Annotated in this window: 12 protein-coding genes; 3 read left to right on the top strand and 9 right to left on the bottom strand. The window is 56.4% G+C overall.

Annotated elements, in window-relative coordinates; translation table 11 throughout:
• Positions 1-38: 38 nt before the first annotated feature.
• Positions 39-2,261, bottom strand: coding sequence for a S9 family peptidase (locus ROO76_16575; protein MDT8069778.1), 2,223 nt, complete (start codon positions 2,259-2,261; stop codon positions 39-41).
• Positions 2,262-2,495: 234 nt separating this feature from the next.
• On the opposite strand from ROO76_16575, the gene ROO76_16570 reads away from it, so the two are divergent.
• Positions 2,496-3,371 (top strand): hypothetical protein, encoded by an 876-nt coding sequence (locus ROO76_16570; GenBank protein ID MDT8069777.1) that lies wholly within the window; start codon positions 2,496-2,498, stop codon positions 3,369-3,371.
• A 65-nt stretch (positions 3,372-3,436) separates the two neighbouring features.
• On the opposite strand, the gene ROO76_16565 is transcribed toward ROO76_16570, so the two are convergent.
• Positions 3,437-4,237, bottom strand: a complete 801-nt coding sequence (locus tag ROO76_16565; protein MDT8069776.1) for a CAP domain-containing protein — start codon at positions 4,235-4,237, stop codon at positions 3,437-3,439.
• A 196-nt stretch (positions 4,238-4,433) separates the two neighbouring features.
• Between ROO76_16565 and rmuC the strand changes: the two genes are divergently transcribed.
• Positions 4,434-5,783: a DNA recombination protein RmuC gene (rmuC, locus tag ROO76_16560; GenBank protein ID MDT8069775.1), complete on the top strand. Its 1,350-nt coding sequence runs from the start codon at positions 4,434-4,436 to the stop codon at positions 5,781-5,783.
• A gap of 290 nt (positions 5,784-6,073) precedes the next feature.
• Here rmuC and dcp read toward each other — a convergent pair whose 3' ends face one another.
• Complete coding sequence (gene dcp / locus ROO76_16555; protein ID MDT8069774.1) at positions 6,074-8,164, bottom strand: peptidyl-dipeptidase Dcp; 2,091 nt, start codon at positions 8,162-8,164, stop codon at positions 6,074-6,076.
• 135 nt (positions 8,165-8,299) lie between these two features.
• A complete protein-coding gene (locus tag ROO76_16550) occupies positions 8,300-10,123 on the bottom strand; it encodes a sodium:solute symporter family protein (protein ID MDT8069773.1) in 1,824 nt (607 codons plus the stop codon).
• Between the two features lie 187 nt (positions 10,124-10,310).
• On the opposite strand from ROO76_16550, the gene ROO76_16545 reads away from it, so the two are divergent.
• Complete coding sequence (locus tag ROO76_16545) at positions 10,311-11,516, top strand: uroporphyrinogen decarboxylase family protein (GenBank protein MDT8069772.1); 1,206 nt, start codon at positions 10,311-10,313, stop codon at positions 11,514-11,516.
• Positions 11,517-11,736: 220 nt separating this feature from the next.
• Here ROO76_16545 and ROO76_16540 read toward each other — a convergent pair whose 3' ends face one another.
• The 5 genes from ROO76_16540 to ROO76_16520 form a co-directional block, all read right to left on the bottom strand.
• Positions 11,737-13,176: a trimethylamine methyltransferase family protein gene (locus tag ROO76_16540; protein MDT8069771.1), complete on the bottom strand. Its 1,440-nt coding sequence runs from the start codon at positions 13,174-13,176 to the stop codon at positions 11,737-11,739.
• Positions 13,173-13,826 (bottom strand): corrinoid protein, encoded by a 654-nt coding sequence (locus tag ROO76_16535; GenBank protein MDT8069770.1) that lies wholly within the window; start codon positions 13,824-13,826, stop codon positions 13,173-13,175. The genes ROO76_16540 and ROO76_16535 overlap by 4 nt, the downstream gene beginning before the upstream one ends.
• Positions 13,827-14,604: 778 nt before the next feature.
• Positions 14,605-15,450, bottom strand: coding sequence for a methyltransferase domain-containing protein (locus ROO76_16530; protein MDT8069769.1), 846 nt, complete (start codon positions 15,448-15,450; stop codon positions 14,605-14,607).
• Between the two features lie 213 nt (positions 15,451-15,663).
• Positions 15,664-17,268, bottom strand: coding sequence for a hypothetical protein (locus ROO76_16525; protein ID MDT8069768.1), 1,605 nt, complete (start codon positions 17,266-17,268; stop codon positions 15,664-15,666).
• A 30-nt stretch (positions 17,269-17,298) separates the two neighbouring features.
• On the bottom strand, positions 17,299-18,792 hold the full coding sequence (locus tag ROO76_16520) for an oligosaccharide flippase family protein (GenBank protein ID MDT8069767.1): 1,494 nt from the start codon (positions 18,790-18,792) through the stop codon (positions 17,299-17,301).
• Between the last annotated feature and the right edge of the window lie 367 nt (positions 18,793-19,159).

The raw sequence follows: 19,159 nt of genomic DNA, 5'->3' as shown, positions 1-19,159 counted from the left end.
TTCGTTATCCGCGGAAATCCGCGGCTGCAGTTTTCCCCTTACTTCTTGGTCCACTGATCCACCCAGTCACCGACCGTCTTCCACCAGAGCTGGGAGTTTTGCGGCTTTAGCACCCAGTGACCCTCATCCGGGAAGTAGAGCATTTTCGACGGGACGCCGAGGCGCTGGAGCGTGGTGAAGAGTTGGAAGCCTTCGCTGACGTCAAGGCGGTAGTCGAGCTGGCTGTGGACGACCAGCGTCGGCGTCTTGAAATTAGCGGCAAAGAGGTGTGGCGACCACTTGCGATAGAGTTCGCGGTTCGTCCACGGCGTGCCCTTGAACTCCCACTCGTTGAACCATAACTCTTCGGTGGTGCCCCAAGCGGACTCGGAGTTGAACATGCCGTCGTGCGAGACGATGCACTTGAAGCGCGTGGTGTGTCCGAGGATCCAGTTGGCCATGTAGCCGCCGTAGCTGGCGCCCAGGGCGCACTCGCGATTCTTGTCGATGAACGGATACGTCTTCTCGGCGTAGTCGAGGCCGAGCATCAGGTCCTGGTAGGCGCGTCCGCCCCAATCGCCATTGATGTCGTCGATGAACTTCTGCCCGTAGCCGGTCGAGCCGCGCGGATTGATCATCACGATGACGTAGCCGTCGGCGGCGAACAGGTTCGGGTTCCAGCGGAAGGACCAGTCGTCTCCCCATGCGCCTTGCGGGCCACCGTGGATGAGGAACTTCACGGGATACTTCTTCGAGGCGTCGAAGTTCGGCGGCTTTACGATAAAGCCTTGGACTTTGGCTTTCTCGGAACCGGTGAACCAGAAGGACTCTACGGGCTGCATGGAGATCCCTGACAGAACTGCATCGTTCAGGTGCGTCAGCTGTTGAGCTTGCGGGATCTCCGGACAGGGAGCCTTACCGGTGGGGCAATCCCAAGCGGAAGCTGCACTCTCCCACCTTTTCAAATCGAGGACGAAAAGCTCTGTCGGAAACGCAACCGAGTTGCGAGCGAAAACAACAATGCCCTTGTTCGGATCTGTTGTGCTCGCAAGGGGCGCGTTTGATTGAATCCCCGAAACTGCCATAGGAGAGTCGTTGGTGCCGTGCGGAACTAATGCCTGCGGAACAAGTGTCTCCCCCGAAGCCAGCTTCCGATTTAGCGGAGCTGTAATCGAAACGACATAAATCGGAGCCTCGCCCTCGTTCCCAGCTGTTACCAGCAGTGCTTTCGAATCTGCGGCCCACCCCATCGAATCGACCCAGCGATCCCAATTCTCGGTCAGGTTCGTGATCTTCCCGGTCGCCCGATCGATCAGTCTCAACCGGAACCGGTCGCTCTCGTATCCCGCCCGGAACTGCGAGCGGATGGCGAGCCATTTGCCATCGGGCGAGTACATCGGGGTCGAGTCGGAGCCCTTGTTTTCGGCGGTCAGGTTTTTGGGCTTAGCGTTGGGGTCGGTCAGCGAGAGGGTGAAGACGTCGCTGTTGGTTGAGGTGGCTTCGACCTCATCGAGGTTGCTGGTGTAGGCGATCTCCTTGCCGTCGGGCGAGAACTGGTACTGGTCCTGCCCGCCGAGTGAGAACGGTGGCACGTCGTGGTCGCCAGGAGTGAGGTCGCGTCCGGCGCAGGCGGTATTGCCGCCTTCGGCGTCGCAGTCGGCTTCAACGAGAAACAAGTGCGAGCGCTTGCCGTTGCTGTAGGCGGTCCAGTGACGGTAGAGCAGGTGGGTGAATATCTTCGCTTTGACCTTGCTCTTTTCGGCGGCCTCGTCGCGCTGCTTATTACAGGCGTCGTCCCGGCAATCGGGATAGACGGCAGAGACGAACAGGATCGACTTGCCGTCGGGGGACCAGATCGCACCGTCGGCGTCAGTCGAAATGTTCGTTACTTCATGCGGCGCGCCGACCAGCGCTCCCTGCTCGGGATCAAAGTCCTGCGTCCAGATCTGCGAATGGCCGTCGCGAACGATGGTGTATAGCACGCGTTTTGCGTCAGGCGCAAAGCGCAGCCGATCTTCCGTCTGGCTGCTGCCCTCCGCCGTCAACCGGCGCGATTCGCCTCCGGCCACGGGAACGATCCAGAGATGGGACTTTCGGGTATTCGCATCGAGGTTGACATCGACGGCGCTGAAGGTGACCCACTTGCTGTCGGGCGAGACGGTGAAGTCGCCGATACGCTTCAGCTTCATCATGTCTTCGAAGGTGAAGGGGCGCTTCGTCTGGGCCAAAAGTGGAAGAGCTAAACAAAAAAGCGTAATCGCTAAGAATATGCGGCGAATCATGGGACCTCCATGGGCGGGAAAAGTTTATAAGGACAAGAGACTTAGGGCAAAAGGAAACGTCGGCACAAACCGTGGCTGGCCGCTGGTGGCTGATAGATAGTCAGAACCTCACTACGAACTGACGCAAATCACTAACCACCGGCCACCAACTACCGGCGACCGTTTTACAATAGTTAACAGCAACTCCGCTGCTCGGTTTGCATCCAAACAACGTAAGATCCCGGGAATCTTGAGATGAAAAGAAAGCACATGTTCCGCTTTGGAAATTGGGCTTGGGCTATTGTCTGCCTGCTCAGCCTGACGCCGCTGGCCGCAGTGGCACAAAGGGGCGAAGGCCCGCTCGTCAACGAGCCACCCAAGAACGGCCTAACGCCCGATGAGGTAATCCAGAAATTCGCCGCCAAAGAAAAGGTCTTCAAGGAAGCCCGCGAACACTACACCTGGACGCAGGACTTGACCGTCGAAGATGACGGGGCCAACGGCAGCGGCGAATTCCGACAGGTCAGCGACATTCTGTTCGACGATCAGGGCAATCGCATCGAGCACGTCACTTTCGCGCCGCAAAGCACTCTCAAGAACATCACGATGTCACGCGAAGATTTCGAAGACCTGCGCCATCGGCTGCCGTTCGTGCTCACCTCCGATGAAATTCCCGAATACGACATCCGCTACCTCGGGCAGCAGCGCGAGGACGAACTCAATACCTACGTCTTCGACGTCGCGCCAAAGAAGATCGAGCCCAAGCAACGCTACTTTCAGGGGCGCATCTGGGTGGACGATACCGACTTCCAGATCGTAAAAACCTACGGCAAGAACGTGCCGGACATTCGGAAGAAGAATAATGAAAACCTATTCCCGAACTTCACGACGTACCGTGAACTGATCGACGGCAAATACTGGTTCCCCACCTACACCAGCATCGACGACACACTGCACTTCTCGACTGGCGACGTGCATATTCGTGAAATAGTGAAGTACACGAACTACAAGCGTTTCGGCTCCAACACGAAGATCACGTACGAAGGGCAGGAGGTCCAGAAGAACAAGAACGGGCAGCCAGAGCAGAACCCACAACAGCAGAATCCGCCACCGCAGAAACCGCAGCAGTAGCGACTCAGCTACTCGGCAAAGCCCTCAGCAATTGAGGGCTTTGTTGTTCCTGCAAAATGGGACTTCTAGAAATATGTCACCGCGACCATCCACCACACCGGGTTCTGATAATGCTGGCTTGAGGCGAAGCAGGCTCCTACGGACCAACCGCTTGCGGTAGTTTTATTAAGCTTCAGCAGGTCGGCGGGGAGCTTCTGCGGATCGCTGGCCGTCCACACCACTACGCCTCTCACATTTGCGATATCCCGTGCGAGATCCGTCTCGAGCCGGTCATTGCGTGCCATATCGCAGGCCAACTGGCGCAGGTTGGGTTGCCGAACGCGCGGCAACAATGGCGCTCCCGATTGCCGCCGCAGTTGTTCGAACGCTTGCGACACCGCGTTTTCCGCCTGTGTCGGCGTAAATTCCTGCAGGCGCTGCGCAAAATCCTGCGTCACATAGATGCTGTCTCCAGCGTGAATCACGCCAATCCCGATAGCGTTGAACTGTCGCCGCAGGATGTTCGCCCGATGCGGCGGCGAGTTCATCAACGCACGCTCCGCGGAATCGGCGTCGCGACTGTTGGCGACGTTCTCGCCACTCATCTCAAACCGCACCCCGGAAGCAATCACACGATGACGAACGTCAGGCTCATCAGGAAACTGGTGCGCCAGGGTTTGCTTCCGCGCCATCTCTTCGGTGTGTTTCCGGGCAATTGCCGTTAGCCTCGCGTCCAGTTCTAGCGGCGGCAACCCGGCCTGCGCGCGATCTGCGTTCACCAGTCGAAATATCTCCTGCTCCGCGGCCGAGTCGAACTGCTGCGCAGCCGCAGCTATTACACCCGCGACGAACAGAAATCCCAAGATGAAAATGCTAGAACGTTTCACGAATTTGCCCAAATCTGAGATGTCCTCACGAAAACCACAGTTGGAACATCCTAACCTGATACGGTCCGAATTAAGGAGTAGCGCGGTTTTCCGCGCTCTTCGTCGTTATTATCCCATTCATCATTTCCCTTCGCGCCCTCTGCCTCCTCCGCGTTGATCCTTATCCACGTCGCGGTACAATCTCTACCAGATGATTATGCCCCTCTATATCCTGCTCGGCGCGGCGATTGGCGCTGCACTGTCCTGGCTCTTCTTGAAAGCCCGTTCCGCTGCACTCCAAGAACGGGCCCGACTGCAGGAGCAGGAACTGGCTTCCCTGCGGTCGCAACTTGACGGGCGTGCGAAAGAACTCCAGCAGGCACAAAACGAAACAGCCACGCTACGAGCCACGCTGGAACAAGAACGCAAGGCCGCTGCCGAAAAACTTGAACTGCTCACGAAGGCTGGCGCCGAATTGAAGAACGCATTCGATTCCCTCGCCGCCAAGGCCCTGCAGAGCAACAACGAATCGTTCCTCCAACTGGCGAAAGAATCCCTAGCGCAATTTCAAAACCAGGCTTCCGGCGACCTCGAACAGCGCAAGCAAGCGGTCGAAGCCCTCGTCAGGCCGATCTCGGAATCCCTCGGCAAAGTCGACCAGCAAATCCGACTCATCGAGAAGGACCGCGCCGAAGCCTACGGTAATCTCAGCGCCCAGGTGAAGTCGCTCATCGGCACGCAGAAAGAGTTGCAGACCGAAACCGGCCGCCTCGTTCAGGCCCTGCGTGCTCCGCAGGTTCGTGGCCGCTGGGGAGAAATCCAGTTGCGTCGTGTCGTCGAAATCGCCGGCATGCTTCCCTTCTGCGATTTCGTCGAGCAGCAGAGCGTTACCACTAACGATGGACGCGTCCGTCCCGACCTTATCGTCCGCCTGCCGGGCGGCAAGCAGATCATCGTCGACTCCAAGGCTCCGCTGCAGGCCTATCTTGAGGCCCTCGAGACACCCGATGAAGACACCCGTCGCGCCAAGCTTCTGGCGCACGCCGGACAGATCAAAGACCACATGAACAAGCTGGCGGCGAAGAGCTACTGGGAGCAGTTCGAATCGACGCCCGAATTCGTCGTCATGTTCCTGCCCGGTGAGGTGTTCTTCAGCTCGGCCCTCGAACAACTACCTGCGCTCATCGAACAGGGAGTGGAACAGCGAGTAATTCCCGCTTCCCCGACAACACTGATTGCGCTACTGCGGGCGGTAGCCTATGGCTGGCGACAGGAGAAGCTTGCCGAAAACGCGCAAACCATCTCCGACCTCGGCCGTGAATTGCACGAGCGCCTCCGAACCATGGCCGCACATCTAGAAAAGCTTGGCAAGGGTCTGGATTCCGCCGTGAAGTGCTACAACGATGCCGTCGGCTCGTTCGAGAGCCGCGTCCTGGTCTCCGCCCGCAAATTCAACGAACTTGGCGCGGCCACCAAGGAAGATATCCCCGAGCTCGAACCCGTGGAACGCTCCGCCCGCGCCGTCGCCGCCGCGAACGGACAGATGTGGCTGGAAGGCAAAGAGTAACTTCTCGTGACATCGCCTGCTGAACGCCACATGTCGAAAGGTGAATTGATTCTCCGATGAAGGCTATGACTGCCGACTTGTGCCCACCCACACTCTCTCAATAGGAATCATCGGCACCAACTATCTTGCCCAACATGCAAAGCCCGCTCGGATAGGCACCCGTTCCGTAGTTACCGACAGCGTTGATGCAGGGTGAATATGAAGGGAAACTCGACAAAGCGAAAAACACCCGGTGACTTCCCTTGGGCGGAAAGCACGCCGGGTGTGTTAAAGCTATTCGATACCGAAGCTTACTTCAAAGGCTTCTCGGCCACGAGCCCCCGGTACTTCAGCATGGGCTCGATACTCGGCTTCTTGCCCCGCCAGGTCTCGTACATTTTTTCGAGGTCCTCGGTATTGCCCCTCGAAAGAACCATCTTGCGGAACCGGTCCCCGTTCGCGCGCGTGAGGCCACCGTGCTCCTCGAACCACTGGTAGCCGTCGTCAGCCAGCATTTGCGTCCAAATGTAAGCGTAGTAGCCCGCAGCGTATCCGCTGCCCCAAATGTGCGCAAAGTAACTGGAGCGGTAACGAGGCGGAGTGTAGGTGATCCAGAGGTGACTCTGTTCGAGCGCGCTCTTTTCGAAGCTGTCCGGATCCTGCAAGGCGGCATCGGCGGGAAGAGCGTGCCATTTCATGTCGAGTTCGGCTGCGGCGAGCAGTTCGGTCGTGTCGTATCCCTCGTTGAAGGTCTTCGCCTTTGCGATCTTCTCGGCGAGTTCCTTGGGCATCGGGGCGCCGGTCTTGTAATGCTTCGCGTAATGGGCGAAGACGGACGGGTACGTCGCCCAGTGCTCGTTGAATTGCGATGGGAACTCGACGAAGTCCCGCGCGGTGGAGGTTCCGGAGAGACTCGGATACTCGGCGTCTGAAAACATGCCGTGTAACGCGTGCCCGAACTCGTGGAACATCGTCCGGACGTCGTCGGACGTGAGGAGCGCAGGCTCGCCCGGCGCTGGAGGAGCGAAATTGGCGACGTTTGTGACGACCGGTTTGGTGCCCAGCAACCACGACTGCTCGACCAGGTTGTTCATCCAGGCCCCGCCCCGCTTGTTGTCGCGCTTGAAGTAATCGCAATAGAAAAGTGCAAGCGGGGTCCCGTCCGCATTCGAAACCTCGAAAACGCGAACGCCGGGAGCATAGACCGGGAGGTCCGTGCGCTCCTTGAACGTCAGGCCATATAGCTGATTCGCTGCAAAGAAGACACCGTTCTGGAGGACGTTGTTGAGCTCAAAATACGGCTTAACTTCTTCCTCGTTGAGGTCGTACTTAGCCTTTCGAACCTTCTCGGAGTAGAACTCCCAGTCCCACGGCTGCAACTGGATGCCACCGGTCTGCTTGTCGATCAGGTCTTGGATATCTTTTGCTTCCGCCGCGTCTCGCGCGGTGGCCGCCGGGACGAGGTCGTCCATGAACTTAAGCGCAGCCGCGGGCGTCTTAGCCATCTGGTCGGTCAATTTCCAGGCGGCGAAATTCGGATACCCAAGTAACTTCGCCTTCTGAGCGCGCAACTGGGCGATCTTCGCAATCGTGTCGCGCGTATCGTTGGCATCGCCGCGTTCGGTGCGTCCCCACGACCTCTCAAAGATCGCCTGCCTGGTCGAACGGTCTGTCAACTCAGCGAGAACCGGCTGCTGCGTCGTGTTCTGGAGCGAGAGGACGTACCCCTCCACCTTGCGGCCTTTCGCCGCTTCGGCGGCGGCCGTGATTTCGGCATCGCTCAACCCCGCCAGGGCAGCCTTGTCGGTCGTGACGTACGCGCCTTCTTTCGTGGCTGCGAGAAGCTTGCTGGAGAAAGTCTCGGATAAAGTCGCCAGCTCTTCGTTAATCTTCTTCAGTTCCGCCTTGTCCGATTCGCTGAGATTGGCGCCCGCGCGTACGAACTCCTTGTACTCATACTCGATCAGCCGAAGTTGTTCCGGAGTGAGCTTCAGCGACTGGCGCTCTTTGTATATGGTGGCTACGCGTTTGAACAGCTTCGCGTCGAGGTATATCGCGTCCTGATGAGCCGCGAGTTTCGGCGCTTCGATTTGCCTGACCTTGAGAAGGTCCGGATTGCTGTTCGCGCCCACAACCGCGAAAAAAGTGGTGGTCGCCCGCTGCAACAGCTGACCACTCTTCTCCATGGCGACGATCGTGTTCTCGAAAGTCGGTGCGGCGGGGTTGTTCGCGATAGCCTCGATTTGCTTGCGGTGCTCCGCCATCCCTGCCTCGATGGCGGGCTGATAATCGGAATCCTTGATCTTGTCGAACGGAGGCGCCTGGAAAGGCAGTTTACTCGGCGCGTAGAACGGATTGTTGGGGCCAAACTCCTGAGCTTGAACAGTTGTGACAGTTGTCATACCTAGAATGATGGCGGCACTGATAGCAATGATGTTCATGCCGTACAGTTTACTCGCGGTCTGAAACGCAGGTGATAGTAATCGTCGTGGACAGCCGATCCGAAATCAACCCCACGCGTCGGCCAATTGAGTGAGCTATTTGTCGATTGCACCCCAATGATACCGAGATTGCTGGCGGTAAAGCGTAATGCCGGCCAGGGCGGAGGCTGCGAGTAGCACGATTCCGCGCACTGGATCCTTCATTAACAATTTTCCACTCCCAAAGAGCGCCATATAGACCATGGCGCACCCGAGTAGCCATGCCCACAGGTCGCGGCCGATATTGTGCGTCGCGGCCACCTCGGGCAAAAGCGCTGCAACCGGTTTCCATCCGCGCACATCCGGCCGAACCTTGCGATAGAACGGGACAAGAACTTCTTTTGGCTCAGGGCGCGTAGCGTAAGTAACTGTTAGCCAAACGAGGGTGGTGACTACGGTCGTTACGAGTGCAGATTCGGCAAAGACCACCGGCGCCGATCCAGAGAAGAGTTGCGGACGCCCGACGAGTCGCATCCAGAGCGCGCTCCAGTGCAGGAGTACAGTAACGCCCAATGAGGTTGCCATCGCAGAAATTTCGCTCCAGGCATTGATGCGCCACCAGTACCAGCGTAATAGGTACACAGCCCCTGTACCGGCACCGATCTCCAGCACGAGTGTCCATCCTCCTTTGATTGATGAAAGGTTCGCAGACACAACGGCGGCAATGATAACGAGCAGAATTGTGCATAGGCGTGACACCAGGACGTAATGGTGTTCACTGGCCGATTTCCGGACGAATCGGCGGTAGAAGTCGGCGACAAGATAAGAAGCCCCCCAATTCAACTGCGTCGCCACGGTAGACATGAATGCCGCCATGAACCCCGCAATGACAATGCCGCGGAGAGCGGCTGGGACGTGGTGCGTAACCACTAACATGTACCCATCTTCGGGGTGCTCAAGGCCGGGATACAAAACAATGGCCGCAAGTGCGGTCAAGATCCAGGGCCAGGGCCGCAGGGCGTAATGCGCCACATTGAACCACAATACTGAAAGCACGCCGTGCCGTTCGTCACGCGCGCTGAAGATGCGCTGCGCAATGTAGCCTCCACCTCCAGGTTCCGCCCCGGGATACCAGAACGCCCACCACTGCAATCCGAGATTGACGAGAAGGGTAATTACCGGGAGCGTCCAGAGGGATTCGTGGGTGAACCCTTGCGTGAAGTCGGGAAAAAACGCAACCGCGTTGCCCGAATTAGGATTCGAGTGTTGCAGGTTAGACAACCGGCGAAGCAGTGGCCCCATGCCACCGACGGCGTGAATAGCGTAATACGCAACGGCAATCACGATGGACATTTTGAGCACGAACTGGAACAGGTCTGTCCACAGCACACCCCACAGTCCGCCCAGGGCTACGTACAATCCGGTGAACGGTATGAGAAAAAAGACACAAATCGCCAGTGCGCTCCATTGGCTGACACCAAGCACGATCGCAATGATGCTGACCATCGCTTTGGTGACCCAGCCAAGGATGATGCAGTTCATCAAGAGGCCGAGATAGATGGCTCGAAATCCCCGAAGGAACGCGGCTGGTTTCCCGGAGTATCGCAACTCCGCGAATTGAACATCGGTGATGAGTTCGGAGCGACGCCACATTCGCGCGAAGAGAAAGACGGTCATCATTCCAGAAAGCAGGAAGCTCCACCACAACCAATTTCCCGCGATGCCCTGCGTGTACACCAATCCAGTAACAACCAGGGGTGTGTCGGCAGCGAAAGTTGTGGCCACCATCGAGGTTCCGGCGAGCCACCAACTGACGGAGCGGCCGGAGACGAAATATTCCTCGGTGCTCTTCCCGGACTTGCGCCGAAAGTAAAGACCGAGGGTCAGGGTGATGACGAGATATGAGACGATTGCGATCCAGTCGAGGCTAGTGAGTGCCATATGAATGATTGGAATGACGCCAGCAGCGTATCTCGGCAGTTCTTACCGGGCAATCAGAAGTTCGAACTCACTCGAAGTGCCCCGTGCGCCTCCTGTGAATGCCACACCGGTGATGGTGCTCACTCGCCAAGCGAAAACTTCCGAGTAAAATCACCGGCATAACAACCACGTGACCAAGAAGGCAGAGATGAACAGTCGTGAACGCATGAATGCCGCCATGCAGCTGCGAATCCCAGATCGCGTGCCAGTTATGTGCCAACTCGCGCTCGGACATTACTTCCTGCATTCAGGCCTGGATGAGATCGACATCTGGCATTCGACCGAGGCATTCGGCCAGGCGCTGATTACGTTGCAGCAGCGGTATGGATTCGACGGCATCCTCATCAACCTTCCGGGCCGCGATCCGAACTGGAGTAAGTACATCACGAAAATCGAACAGCACGAGGGTGAGCGCTGGATCCGCTGGAAAAACGGCTGGTACACGGTCGCGCCCGAAGATGACAATCCCCACGTCTACCAGTCGGACGGAACGCGCTACTTTCCGACCTTTGCCGAGGTCGACCCCGAAAAGCTCTTCTACATGGATCCGCACGATCTCTCAGGTATCACCTATCCCTACTCGTGGGGATTTGACGACGAGCCGGCGCCTCGAGGAGATGACTTTTTCCCTCCTTGGCACTACGACACTGTCAACTACGTAGTGGAGCGCGTCGGCAATGAAATCAGCGTCCACGGCGAAGTGTTTTCACCTTTCTCGCAGCTCATCGAAATGCTCGATTACACGAACGGGTTCCTGTCGCTGGTGTACGACGCAGGAAAAGCAAAGGCGTGCCTTGATGCGCTTTCTGAAGGTACGATCGGGCTCGGACGCGGACTAGTCGCTGCCGGCGTGCATGCGATTGTCGTTTCGTCCGCATTTGCGGGCGGTGGGTTGATCTCCCGTCAACACTATAAGGAGTTCGTACTGCCCTACGAACAAAAAGTAATTGCAGGTATTAAGAAAAGTTCGGATATTCCCATCTACACGCATACCTGCGGAGCCATTGGAGACCGTCTCGATCTCATGGCCGCCACTGGAACCGACGGTATCGACACTCTCGATCCCCCGCCGCTGGGAACCGTCGAATTGGCTGATGCGAAGCGCATCACGGCAGGCAAACAGTTCCTCAAAGGCAATCTCGATCCCGTCAACACCGTTCTACTTGGTACTCCCGAACAGACCTTTGCAGCAGCACGCGAACGAATCCTCACCGCAGGCCCGGGCGGAGGTTACATCCTCAGCACGGCATGTTCGGTCCCCCCCTCAGCGCCCCCGGCAAATATTCAAAAGCTGCGCGAGGCCGCCGAGGAGTTTGGTCGTTATCCCATCCCTTCTCGAGATGATCGACGTTAAACGATCAATGCTCTAGCTCCATCTCCTATTCACATCAGAGCAACCACCGGCATCTTTCCGGAAGGATACGTCAGCACTCGTACACCTCGGCCCGCCCGAAATCGGACCGTAGACACCGATGCGAAAGCGCATAAGAACATGGCAACTCCAGTTTCTTGCCTCGGTTCGCGCTGGCCTATGTAGTAACGGGAGATCAAAGCCTGATCATCCGTGTGTCTGTTTAAACGCCGGGCAGTTGCTCGAGACCAAACTCCCGGCCACGCTCCTCAACCACCGCACGCAGCCTCTCTTCGAGCTCGGTCGGTAGCTGTCGCCGTTGATACGACGCCAGCAATTCGGCAACACGAATGCGAGCGCGGCGGAAGGTATCGCCCGGTTCCTCTTGGGTACCGGAACTCCGATCGATGACACTCGACGGAAAATGCTGTTCACTGCGGAACAGCCGGCGCGTTTCTGGAAGGCTCAGGTAATCCCCGGATATAGCCGCAGCCGCTGCCATTGCAGTCGCGAGCGTTTCAGTGCGCACCGCGATGCCTTCCAGCAGGCGCTGCGCCGAGGCGATCGCCTCGGCATCAATCACCAGTTTTTCGACCGAATGGCACGCAAGGAAGTCCAGCATGCCCGCCCCAGAAATCATATTGACGCCGGCGAGTGCGCCGAGCATGGCCGAGATTCCGCTCTCCATGCCCGCTTGTGCGTCGACCAGCTTCGAATCGCTGGCGACCAGATACGTATGAGTTGGCAAACCGAGATGCTTGCCAACTTGCGCACAGGCGAGGTCGATCATGGCGGTCTCGATCGCGCCCATGGGAGTGGTCGCGGAGCACATGTCGAAGATGGCCGCGGCGCCACCCCACACGATCGGTGCACCCGCAGCCGCAAGCTGATGGATCACGATGCCGCTGATGCTCTCGGCCGCGTGCTGCACCACCGCTCCTGCCAGCGTGACCGGAGCGGCCACACCTGCCAGGGGCATGGAAACGACTTCTGTCGGAACGCCCGCTCGCGCCAGCTCCACAAGGTTCTCCGCCCCGAACTCCGACCAGTTCAGAGGCGGTGATGGACAGACGTCAAACACTGCCCTGGGCTTTGCCGCGAGCGCTGCTCGCCCTCCTGCATCGACCGCCAGAAGATCGATCATCGGCTGCACGCCTTTGGCGCTGAAGGCGCCGGTCACCACCGGCTTGTCCGAATACCAGAGCACCAGGAACAGGCGGTACAAGTCCCCGAGTTGTTGCGGCACATCGCCACAAACGACCGCGGTGGACTGCGCCGCGTACTGCGGCAGCATCTCCGTGATTTGCACGAGGCGAACGAGGTCTGCGGCTTGCGCGGGTCGTGCCTGTAACGTATCGGGGTCGAGGACATTGAGGCACGATGAGCCGGGATCGAAATGCACATCATCGCCGCCGTAATGAACGGCAGCGCGACCGCTTCGGTCATACAGATGAAATTCGCGCGGCGCCGACGCCAGCGCTTTCTGTGCCAGGCTGGTGGGGATGTGCGCGCGTCCCTCGGCGATGCGGGCTCCGGCAGAGCGCAGCATTTCTATCACTTCGGGCGTCTGCACTCTTACGCCAACCTCGTCGATCAGTTGAAATGCTTCTTCCAGGATGCGCCGGACGAGATCGCGATCGAGCAATTCCAGTTTCGGTCTCACGGTCGATCCTTTTTCATCAGGTTGCGCGCCAGTGCGACCGCGCTCATCGCGTCTTTGCCATAGCCATCAGCTCCGATCTCCGTCGCCCACTTCTGCGACACGGGTGCGCCACCGACGATCACCTTGACCGCCGGCCGCAGCCCCTCGCGATCGAAACGCTGCACAACGTCGCGCTGCAGATTCATCGTCGTGGTGAGCAGCGCCGAAACGCCGACGATATCGGCCTTCAGTTCGCGCGCTTTGGCCGCAAATACCTCTGGCGAAACGCCAACGCCAAGGTCGTGCACTTCAAAACCGCTGGCCCCCAGAAGGATGCCGACCAATCCTTTTCCAATCTCATGGATGTCGCCCCTTACAGTGCCCAAAATGACCCGGCCATGAACCTCGCGCCGATCGCCCCGTTTCCTCATCTCGGGCTCGAGCACGGCAACGGCGGCCTTCATCGCCTCACTAGATGCGAGCACGTCAGGCAGGAACATCTCCCGGCAGCCAAAACGTTCGCCGACGTAGTCCATCGCCGGCACACAGGCCGTGTTGAGCGCCAGCATCGGCTCCACGCCGTCCGCCAGCGCCCTCTGCGCCGCTACCTTCGCCATAGAAGGCATGCCGTCAATAATCGCTTGCCGCAATTGCTGGAAAATATCGTCCACCTGCAGGTCTCCTCATCTCGCGCCGACGCGGCGGAAATACTGAGAACAAATAAATGACTGTACTTGAAGACTACGAAGAACGCTGTGACAATGATCGCGTGGTTTCCCTGAACGAAAACGACCCACGATTGTGGCCAGCAACGAAGCCACTTCCTATCTGTCTGCGGAACCACGTTCTCCGCAAGCACCGAAAGTTACAAGCTGCCCTGTTCTAAAGCGCCGACCTCCGATCTCTCGGCTGGGGCCGCCGGAGCGATCAGGAGCACCGAGTCGAGGTGGCCGGCAGATGCCCGCTCAGCCACTCTACCGATTGCAAGGTCCCGGCGTGGCAAACTCGCCGAGGAAGAGCATTGCAAAAGACTAAACCGCGATAACGACTACCGGCTCCGTAGCAATAGTGTTGGGGGTGTAGAGAGCAGGGAGCAAGCAACGTGGCTTCGCGGGTCCCGGCTCGCAGCCCATTGCGGCCGATCGTGAACACCGTCGCGGCAATGATCCGTACGTGGACGGCGAGGGCCACCCCGTCATTGATCGGAAAAATATTACCGCCGAAGTGCGACTGCAATGGTTCGACCAGCACTGGCGGCATTCAAGCTGAATCCCTTACCAGGTTGTCGTTCTCTTCTCTGCGCATCGGAGTCGATAACGCACAACGGACCGCTAACGCTGTGACGCGAAAACGATCGGCACGCGGTCGCGCCTATCACACGCGCCAAAAGCTCAATCTGGTGCTTCTGAATGGCAAAACAGCTGGCGGATGGCGCCATAATCATCGGCGCTATTTTTGTGCAAACATTACATATGCTGGGCCGAAGTATTTGAGCTTGTCGAAGCGCAATGCCAAGCTCTTAAAAGCCTTCGATACCGGGTTGACGGTCGGCCACACTTCGTCAGACAATTCATTTCCATTCGCTCCAAGATCCACCATTCGCTGAGGATTCGCGTAGGACGGTAGCGCTGCGTATCCCTTCACGTTCTTGAAGCCTGTCTCCGAAAGCATTTTGCAGTATCCCCTATAGGAATAAATGTAGGTACGATAAGGCTGCCCGGTTTTTTTCATCGTCACTGCATTCGCCAGAGGCCTCGGCAAAACCGCTACCCACCTTAACAATATGTGAGGATCGGAGGATCCCAAGAGCAGGGAGTAGTTTGTCCGATTCTCAATTCCCAAATACAGGGTGCCTCCGGGTTTGAGCAGATCGTAAGCTTTCTTGAGGTAATGCAACTGTGCATCACGGGGATTATCCTGTGGTCTGCTGAACGGCATCCATTCCAGCACTCCATTGAGCACAATCAGATCAAAGATCGCGCCCCGAAATGGGAGCGAATCCGCGCCGGCACGAAGGAGGTGAACGTTCGAAAATCCCTTTTGCTGAAAACGAATGCGCATGAACTGTACGCGTTCTTCCACCTGCTCTGCGGAATACACTTGGGCACCGCGTCCAGCTAACGCTTCGGTGGCGGTGCCGAGCCCGGCCCCGAGATCAAGCACTTTATGCTCGGGCCCTAAATCCAGCTTTTCGTGCCAACGAGCGCGAGATGTATCAGCAATAAACTTGTACCTGTTTCGCACGGCAGCGTCTGGGTAGTTTAGAAGCACTTCGTGCCAATCGCGCGATTCCATCTGTTTCAGAATGTTGCGCATGACGTCCTGTGGCAACCCTGACTCGCCCCAATATGGTGCGTCTTCTACGAAATATGGAATCCCGTTGACCTTCCTCCATTTCGATCCACACTTATTGCAGGAAAGATCCGAATCGATGTCCAGCAGTTGAACTCCACATTGAGGGCAACTGTAATAGATCGATGCGTCAACTTGATTCATAGGCACCATGGTTCACCAAAGCTGAAATTGATTTCTATTGGTTACGGCAAATTCAGTGAGCCTCTCCCAATCTCTAAGTTGGTGAGGCCAGAACACTTCGTCCAGTCTTACTTTGTTACAGCGGAAGAGAAGGTACTGAAGAAAACAAGAATAGCGGTCAAGGTGAGATAATCCGCGTGCCGCAATGTATTCCGATACAATCGCTCGGCTCAGTTCACTGAACCAGTTTTCCCGAAAGAATGTGTCTTGGAGAGACAAGAAAGAGACATCTTTCCAGTGCGCTCCCTGGTTTCTCGGTTGCAAGAAACGTACCGAGCGCAAGAACGAAAAGACATCCATAAGAAAGGGATATCCTCTACCCAGCCATTCCCAATCCAGTACGGTCCAGCGATTCTTAGCCGGATCAAAGAAGACGTGTTCCACAGTAAAATCTCCATGTTGCACATCTTCGTCCACTTTCGGAGACATCAGTATTGGGAGCTGAAGGTAGTTTTCAAGATAGCGGTGATCACAGCGGAAGTCGATGCTAGCGGGATCCAGCGAAATCTCTTTCTGAATACGACGAAGCAGCCGAACGCCTTTCGCCAGCACCTGTCCTGCCAATTCAGAATTTCTGCTCATTTCTCGACTACTGCATAGCTGAGCAATGGACTGTCCGTCAGCCGCACTCAGAACGATTGCCGTTGATTCGCTGCTACATTCTGAAAACAGAACCGTTGGTGCGAACCTGGAATCCATTGGCATCCTGCTAGAAACAGAATCCGCCAAGGATAACGCACGATACTCTCTCTTCGACAAAGCGAAGCGCGGATATCTTCTATTCGCAAATTTAGCTACTGCCCGGAGTTTCGATTTCGCAGAAGAATCGTAAACAAACAAGAACTGACGACCATTGTAGTGCTGCGAAACAGAAACAACGGTGGCCTCCTTCGCCGAAAGATTCACCAATTCCGTGGCCAGCTGTGCCATGCTGCCCTGATTGACAGCGTTCACCTCTTTTTGGGCGATCAAAACCAACCCGAACCTTGGATTGAGGCAGCCCGCGACCCGGTAAAACATTGCTTTGAAAGCCCACTTAACACGCGCAAAGACGGAATCGGGTCGAGGACATAGTATGGAAAGAGCTGGCCCTGCTCCGGCGCAGAGCGAAATGATTCGCTCCGGCTTATCTACGTCGGGATCGCAATAATAAGCGGCGCTTGCAAAACCAAGATCGCGAACTTTGCTTCGAGCGTACCGCCGGAGCCGCAATTTACTCCATCCCGCAGCCAGGCATACCACCATTTTGCCGACATCTGATTGGAAAATAGGAATGACCTGGTCAATTGCTAAATCAAACTCCGAAACACCGGCGATCCCATCAATTACTGCAAAAGAAAACTTGTCGGAAACGGGAGGACGAACCGGCAGGGACATAAGCTCACAGCCAAGGACCGCATTTTCCTCACCAATGGAAGTTACCGGCATTCCGCTGCGGGCTCGAAGTGCCCGGATCACGTCCGCCGGGCATTTGCCAGCAACGAGCACCCTCTGTCCCTGAAGGTTCGGCAGGAAGTTCAACCACTGGGATTGGGCCGGATCCTCAACTGCAGCCTCGAGATGTACATCAGTTGCCATACTAGTGCGCGTTCGCAGGATGATCCCAGGTCACGGCTGAAGTACTCGTTCCCCACCAGCTTTCAATTTCCCCCGAACCCTATAAACTGCCGCCCGCATCAATTCGACTCCCATCTTTCGTTCTTTCGAATCCAGCACGCACATCGCCAAAATAACGAAGGCCCCCAACAAGAGACATTTGGCCACCACCGAAAATATCAGGGAGAACCGAATCAAAGTACTGAGATAGTAGGTGGCAAATGAAATGCCTAATAAGAGAAAATTCCGCTTGTATTCGTACGGAACATAGTAGAGCCTCTGCGCCACAATAAATGCCAAAAGCAAGCTGAATCCGTACGATCCGGCCGTAGCAATGGCAGCCCCCATCATTCCAAACCGGGGTATAAGCCACCAGTTAAGAGCTAGATTCGATGCTGCCGACAAACTGTAAATTAGCGCCATCTGTTCTGTGGTCCGCTGCACTAGAACACCGCTGGCTACCACAATTCGCATGTTCGCGAAAATATAGCTGAGCACAATAAGTGGCACAACAGTATCGGCCCCGAAATACGATTTCGGAGCAATTACTGAGAGAATGTCCTTAGCCAACACCGATACGCCCAATCCAACCAGCAGAGAAACCAGCAACTGGTATGTTTGTATGCGCGCCTGAATGCGCTTCCCGTCTTCTCTCTTTGCGATCTCAAACTGTTGCCACTGCCATGCGAAGCTGAACGGGCCTGTAACTAGAACGCTGACAATACCGGCAAGCTTATATCCAAGTGAATAAACACCAACCTCATTGAGATCTGTGTAGTGCCGAAGGAAGAAGCGGTCGGAGTAAACCAATACGAAAGAGCCAAGACTCTGCACAATCAAGGGTGCGCCATATTTCAACATTTCCTTCAATTTGGCCGGAACAACCCTTCTCGGCATCTTTGCCAAAGTCCAGCCAAACAACGGTATCCCAAAGATCGCCGCAGTCACCATGTTGGCGTACACGGCACCCCGCAGTCCCAATTTCAGGATTACTAGTGCTGTGATGAGGGAAAGAATGGAAACGAAAGTCTTCATCACCCCTAGACCGGCGAAAAGTACAGTCTTCTCTTGAACTCGCCAGTAAGCTTGCGGCACATCCGCCAAGCTCGAAAAGAACAAGGTAAACGCGGTAATCCGGATGAAAACCACATACTGCGCCCCACCGAAAACGAAATACGCTAAGGGCTTGGCCGCCAGAATCATGCAGACAGAAAGTGCTCCCGAAATCGCGCAGTAGTAGAGAAGAGCACTGGAAATTACCTCTCTCTTGTCCTGCTGACTTTCATACGCTGAATAAAACTTGAAAACGGCGGAATAGATGCCCATCGAGGCAAAAATGCCGGTGAGAAACATTAACAAGTCCAGGAGTTCGAGCACTCCGTAGTCGCTCGGCGCAAGGCAGCGGGTGTAGATGGGAATCATCAGGAATCCCACCATTTTCGATAGGACTACGCTGACGCCATAAATGCCCGAGTGCTTCAGTAATCGGCGTAACTCTTCAATCATGTATTTTTGCTCGAACCCGTAACCCGGATTTCCCACGATACATCAGAGGAGACGTATTGCCTGCATTACTTCGTCGTGAATCTGTTTTACTTTCCTTCGTCGATTACTACCACGTGCAAGATACCCAAGCAACCTATCGGTGTACTCTCTAACGATCAACTCTACCTCGATTTCTTCGTGCGCGGCTACAGGTGGGGGCACACGGGCGCAGTGACTTCCGTAACCCAATTCCCACCCAGCGGTAACGGTTCGCTTGTGACGCTTTATGCGATGAAATGACGCGACAGCCATCCGGTCGGCAATCTTGCCTCCGAACCGGAGGCACGTGACCGCATTCAAGTAAGCTGTACGAGGTTTGAATTCTTTG

The organism is Terriglobia bacterium (assembly GCA_032252755.1).
In the GTDB taxonomy this organism is placed as follows: Bacteria; Acidobacteriota; Terriglobia; order Terriglobales; family Acidobacteriaceae; genus JAVUPY01.
Note: the sequence above shows the minus strand (reverse complement) of the source record. Positions and strands in the feature narration are given on the sequence as shown.

What these genes read in the sequence shown, in the direction of transcription:
- ROO76_16575 (MDT8069778.1), bottom strand. Translation starts at nt 2,261, where the DNA reads ATGATTCGCCGCATATTCTTAGCGATTACGCTTTTTTGTTTAGCTCTT.
- ROO76_16570 (MDT8069777.1), top strand. Translation starts at nt 2,496, where the DNA reads ATGAAAAGAAAGCACATGTTCCGCTTTGGAAATTGGGCTTGGGCTATT.
- rmuC (MDT8069775.1), top strand. Translation starts at nt 4,434, where the DNA reads ATGCCCCTCTATATCCTGCTCGGCGCGGCGATTGGCGCTGCACTGTCC.
- dcp (MDT8069774.1), bottom strand. Translation starts at nt 8,164, where the DNA reads ATGACAACTGTCACAACTGTTCAAGCTCAGGAGTTTGGCCCCAACAAT.
- ROO76_16550 (MDT8069773.1), bottom strand. Translation starts at nt 10,123, where the DNA reads ATGGCACTCACTAGCCTCGACTGGATCGCAATCGTCTCATATCTCGTC.
- ROO76_16545 (MDT8069772.1), top strand. Translation starts at nt 10,311, where the DNA reads ATGAACAGTCGTGAACGCATGAATGCCGCCATGCAGCTGCGAATCCCA.
- ROO76_16530 (MDT8069769.1), bottom strand. Translation starts at nt 15,450, where the DNA reads ATGGAATCGCGCGATTGGCACGAAGTGCTTCTAAACTACCCAGACGCT.
- ROO76_16525 (MDT8069768.1), bottom strand. Translation starts at nt 17,268, where the DNA reads ATGGCAACTGATGTACATCTCGAGGCTGCAGTTGAGGATCCGGCCCAA.
- ROO76_16520 (MDT8069767.1), bottom strand. Translation starts at nt 18,792, where the DNA reads ATGATTGAAGAGTTACGCCGATTACTGAAGCACTCGGGCATTTATGGC.